The sequence below is a fragment of the Streptomyces sp. NPDC056347 genome, assembly GCF_042262625.1.
Taxonomy (GTDB): Bacteria; Actinomycetota; Actinomycetes; order Streptomycetales; family Streptomycetaceae; genus Streptomyces.
The window spans coordinates 1-4241 of the sequence record NZ_JBHJQP010000301.1 but is presented as its reverse complement, the minus strand read 5'-3'; the positions used below and the strand labels follow the sequence as shown (position 1 = coordinate 4241).

The 4241-nt window shown below is 73.1% G+C and carries 4 protein-coding genes; 1 reads left to right on the top strand and 3 read right to left on the bottom strand.

Features of this window, described 5'->3' with window-relative positions; all coding sequences use genetic code 11:
- Window positions 1–75: 75 nt before the first annotated feature.
- The 3 genes from ACFCV8_RS35560 to ACFCV8_RS35550 all read right to left on the bottom strand — a co-directional run bounded on the left by ACFCV8_RS35560 (window position 76) and on the right by ACFCV8_RS35550 (window position 3053).
- Window positions 76–1350, bottom strand: coding sequence for an HRDC domain-containing protein (locus ACFCV8_RS35560; protein ID WP_376689687.1), 1275 nt, complete (start codon window positions 1348–1350; stop codon window positions 76–78).
- Between the two features lie 113 nt (window positions 1351–1463).
- The gene (locus tag ACFCV8_RS35555) at window positions 1464–2126 is read right to left on the bottom strand and encodes a response regulator transcription factor (protein WP_352273071.1); all 663 of its coding nucleotides are present in this window, start codon (window positions 2124–2126) and stop codon (window positions 1464–1466) included.
- Window positions 2127–2393: 267 nt separating this feature from the next.
- A complete protein-coding gene (locus ACFCV8_RS35550; RefSeq protein WP_376689686.1) occupies window positions 2394–3053 on the bottom strand; it encodes a DUF3000 domain-containing protein in 660 nt (219 codons plus the stop codon).
- 85 nt (window positions 3054–3138) lie between these two features.
- Here ACFCV8_RS35550 and hemE point away from each other — a divergent pair, with 85 nt between their 5' ends.
- Window positions 3139–4212, top strand: coding sequence for a uroporphyrinogen decarboxylase (gene hemE, locus ACFCV8_RS35545; RefSeq protein WP_376689685.1), 1074 nt, complete (start codon window positions 3139–3141; stop codon window positions 4210–4212).
- Window positions 4213–4241: the final 29 nt, after the last annotated feature.

Sequence of the window (4241 nt, the reverse complement as noted above, 5' to 3'; positions counted from 1 at the left end):
GACCGGAATCGGTCCGTCCGGCGTTCGGGCACGCGGATCGGGAACCTGGCGCGATTACGTCCCCGGAGCGGCGGCTCAGGCGGCGGACGACAGCGCGCGCAGCAGCAGCGGGGCCACCTGCTCGATCTGCCAGCGACGCGCCCCGTACCCGGCGAGCGCGGTCTCCACCGCGTCCGGCGTCGGGTGCTTGGGCGGCTCCCAGCAGACCCGGCGCACGGTGTCCGGGGTGATCAGGTTCTCCTGCGGCATGTGCAGCCGCTCGGCGAGCTCCGAGACCGCGGTGCGGGCGGCCGACAGCCGGGCCGCGGCCGCGGGGTCCTTGTCCGCCCAGGCGCGGGGCGGGGGCGGGCCCGTGAGGGCCTGGCCGGGCTGCGGGAGCTCGGTGTCCGGCAGTGCCTTGGCCCGGTCGACGGCGGCCTGCCACTGCTCCAGCTGGCGCCGCCCCATGCGGTGCCCGAAGCCGGTGAGCGCGGTCAGCGCCTGGATGTTGGGCGGGAGCGCGAGCGCCGCCTCGACGATCGCGGCGTCGCTCAGCACCTTGCCCGGGGAGACGTCACGGCGCCGGGCGACCTGGTCACGCGCGGTCCACAGCTCCCGTACCGCCGCCATCTGACGGCGGCGGCGGACCTTGTGCATGCCCGACGTGCGGCGCCAGGGGTCCTTGCGCGGGGGAGCGGGCGGCGCCGAGGCGATCGAGTCGAACTCCTCGCGGGCCCATTCCAGCTTGCCCTGCCGGTCGAGCTCGTCCTCCAGGGCGTTGCGCAGGTCGATCAGCAGCTCGACGTCGAGTGCCGCGTAGCGCAGCCAGGGGTCGGGCAGCGGACGGGTGGACCAGTCGACGGCGGAGTGCCCCTTCTCCAGCGAGAAACCGAGCACGTTCTCCACCATGGCGCCGAGGCCGACGCGCGGGAAGCCGGCCAGCCGGCCGGCGAGCTCGGTGTCGAAGAGGCCGGTGGGGGTCATCCCTATCTCGCGCAGACAGGGCAGGTCCTGGGTGGCGGCGTGCAGAATCCACTCGCTGCCGGTCAGGACCTCGCCCAGCCCGGACAGGTCGGGGCAGCCGACCGGGTCGATCAGCGCGCTGCCCGCGCCCTCGCGGCGCAGCTGCACCAGATAGGCGCGCTGGCCGTAGCGGTAGCCGGAGGCCCGCTCGGCGTCGACGGCCACCGGGCCGGACCCGGCCGCGAAGGCGGCGACCACCCGGGCCAGTGCGTCCTCGGACGCCACCACCGGGGGAATGCCCTCGCGAGGTTCGAGCAAGGGGATCGGCGCCGGGGCGACGTCGTCCGGGGGAGCGCCCCCGGTGGTTCGCAGTGAACTGTCTGCTGCGGTCTCTTGGGCGTCGGTCACGTGTCAAGGGTATCTGTGTATGTACGGCACCCGTCGACGGAACGTTCCGCCGACGGGTGCCGAGGAGCACAAACCAGCCGGGCCGCACCCGTGCGGGCGGCCGGGTGCGGGCGTCAGTGGATGATTCCGGTACGCAGCGCGACGGCGACCATGCCCGCGCGGTCGCCGGTGCCGAGCTTGCGGGCGATCCGGGCGAGGTGGCTCTTGACGGTCAGGGCGGACAGGCCCATCGAGACGCCGATGGCCTTGTTGGACTGGCCCTCGGCGACCAGCCGGAGGACCTCGACCTCGCGGCCGGACAGTTCGCGGTAGCCGCCGGGGTGGCCCGGGGCGCCCGGGGGGCGGCGGTGCATACGGGCGGCGTTGGCGCCGATGGGGGCGACGCCGGGACGGGCGGGGTGGCCGATATTGGTTCGTGTTCCGGTGACGACATAGCCCTTCACGCCGCCCGCGAGGGCGTTGCGCACGGCGCCGATGTCGTCGGCGGCGGACAGGGCGAGACCGTTCGGCCAGCCGGCCGCCCGGGTCTCGGACAGCAGGGTCAGCCCGGAACCGTCGGGCAGGTGGACGTCGGCTACGCAGATGTCGCGCGGGTTGCCGACGCGGGGACGGGCCTCCGCGATGGACGACGCCTCGATGACGTCACGTACTCCGAGTGCCCACAGATGGCGGGTGACGGTGGAACGGACGCGCGGGTCGGCCACGACGACCATGGCCGTCGGCTTGTTCGGGCGGTAGGCGACCAGGCTTGCGGGCTGCTCTAGGAGAACGGACACCAGGCCTCCTGGGGAGTGGCGGTACGGGCCGGCTCGGTGTTTGCCGGGGCGAACCGTGCTTGAAGGGTCATTGACCTCTTCGGCAGCAGGTCCCTGCTCCTTTAGGGGATGATCGCGATTTGATGCGTAACAATTCGGGCAAATCGGGCATGCGATCGATTGTACGAAAAAGTGCCGGTCACTGGGCGACATGAGTGACGCCCAGTGACCGGCACAGAGTATTTTCGGCCAATCGAGAAAGTGGCTGCTTCGGGAGAAGCCGGTGCTTCAGGAAACCTGCGGGCCGCGCCGCTGGGGAAGGGTCACCACCGCCGCGTCCACCGGCCCCGAGGGCGGCAGACCGGCGATCTGGCACAGCAGATCTCCCCAGGCCATCAGGTGCGCGGCGGCGTCCGGCACCCCGCCGCGGCCCTCCCGGGGCGTCCAGGACGCCCGGATCTCGATCTGCGTCGCCGGCCGCCGGGTGTCCAGCGCACCGAAGTAGTGCGAGCTGGCCCGGGTCACCGTGCCGCCCGCCTCCCCGTACGACAGGCCGCGCGCCTCCAGTGCCCCGGTCAGCCAGGACCAGCACACCTCGGGCAGCAGCGGGTCGGCGGCCATCTCCGGCTCCAGCTCGGCCCGCACCAGCGTCACCAGCCGGAAGGCGCCCTGCCAGGCGTCGTGCCCGGCCGGGTCGTGGAGCAGCACGAGGCGGCCGTCGGCCAGGTCGTCCTCGCCGTCGACGACCGCCGCCTCCAGGGCGTACGCGAACGGGGCCAGCCGCCGGGGCGGCCGGGTCGGCTCCACCTCCAGCTCGGGCCGGAGCCGCGCCGCGTGCAAGGCGTCCACCGCCGAGCGGAACGCGGGCGGGACGAAGCCACCCTCCTCGCTGCCCTTGCCGTCAGCGTCGTCGGTGCGATCGGAGAAGTGTCCCTGAGCCGGAGCCATGCGGGGAAGAGTAGGCGGAACCGGCGCTTCGCGCAGGGAGGGACACCCGCGCACGCCTCACGGCCGTCGTGCGAAGATTCCTGGTGTGAGTGCCAACGACCGCCCCATGGGCCAGCAGCCGAAGACCCCCGCCACCCATGAGTCGGCGTTCCTGAAGGCGTGCCGTCGCGAGCCGGTTCCGCACACGCCGGTCTGGTTCATGCGTCAGGCGGGCCGCTCGCTGCCGGAGTACCTCAAGGTGCGCGAGGGCATCCCGATGCTCGACTCCTGCACGATGCCGGAGCTGGTCGCCGAGATCACGATGCAGCCCGTCCGCCGCCACAAGGTCGACGCCGCGATCTACTTCAGCGACATCGTCGTCCCCCTCAAGGCCGTCGGGATCGACCTCGACATCAAGCCCGGCGTCGGCCCGGTCATCGCCGACCCGATCCGCACCCGGGCCGACCTGGCCCGGCTGCGCGACCTGACGCCGGAGGACGTCTCGTACGTCACCGAGGCCATCGGCCTGCTCACCGCCGAGCTGGGCGCCACCCCGCTCATCGGCTTCGCCGGGGCGCCCTTCACCCTGGCCAGCTACCTCGTGGAGGGCGGTCCCTCCCGCAACCACGAGCACACCAAGGCCCTGATGTACGGCGACCCGGAGCTCTGGGCCGACCTGCTGGACCGGCTCGCCGCGATCACCGCCGCTTTCCTCGAGGTGCAGATCGAGGCGGGTGCCTCGGCCGTCCAGCTCTTCGACTCCTGGGTGGGCGCGCTGTCCCCCGCCGACTACCGGCGCTCGGTGCTCCCCGCCTCCGCGAAGGTCTTCGACGCGGTCGCCGGGTACGGCGTCCCCCGCATCCACTTCGGCGTCGGCACCGGCGAGCTCCTCGGCCTGCTCGGCGAGGCCGGTGCGGACGTGGTCGGCGTCGACTGGCGCGTTTCGCTGGACGAGGCCGCGCGCCGGGTCGGCCCCGGCAAGGCGCTCCAGGGCAACCTCGACCCCGCCGTGCTGTTCGCGCCGACCGAGGCCGTGGAGGCCAAGACCCGCGAGGTGCTGGACGCCGCCGCCGGTCTGGAGGGCCACATCTTCAACCTGGGCCACGGCGTGATGCCGTCGATGGACCCGGACGCGCTGACCCGGCTCGTCGACTTCGTCCACACCAGCACCGAGCGCTGACCCCCGCCGGGCGGGCACCGCTCAATCGG

Bases quoted from the DNA above. Each gene is read 5' to 3' on its own strand.
- ACFCV8_RS35550 (WP_376689686.1), bottom strand. From the start codon at position 3,053: ATGGCTCCGGCTCAGGGACACTTCTCCGATCGCACCGACGACGCTGAC.